At 35.5% G+C, this 445-nt stretch carries 1 protein-coding gene; it reads right to left on the bottom strand.

What is annotated here, in order from left to right:
- Positions 1 to 445 (bottom strand): CatB-related O-acetyltransferase (locus ACYVTD_RS16845; RefSeq protein ID WP_461248799.1); only part of this gene is annotated, 445 nt, incomplete at both ends.

Genomic DNA, 445 nt, shown 5'->3' with positions numbered 1-445 from the left:
GGTTTATATATTGAATCGATATTTTCTTCGGTAAAATTATCAAACATTTTTGTTATGTCAGTTACAAGAAGTTTCTTTCGTATTGATTCTTCAAACCTATATTTTATCAATTTGGCGGGATTTCCGCCTATTATCGCATAAGGTTCCACATCTTTTGTAACTACAGAGCCTGCTGCAACAATGGCACCCTGTCCTATTTTTATTCCTGTACAAATAATGGCGTTTAAACCTATCCAAACGTCATCGCCTATGATAATATCGCCTTTGGAACCCGCTTCTCTTTCATGTCCAAAACATTGTACTAAAAATGGATATGTCGAAATACTGTCCGTACGGTGTTCACCGCCTAATAAAAATTGAACCCCAGGTGAAATTGAACAGTAATTACCTATTATCAATTTTGTATCGGTGGGACTGCAATCTATAATGTTCAAATTACCATAAG

The sequence above is a fragment of the Treponema sp. R6D11 genome (assembly GCF_054786075.1).
Note: the sequence above shows the minus strand (reverse complement) of the source record. Positions and strands in the feature narration are given on the sequence as shown.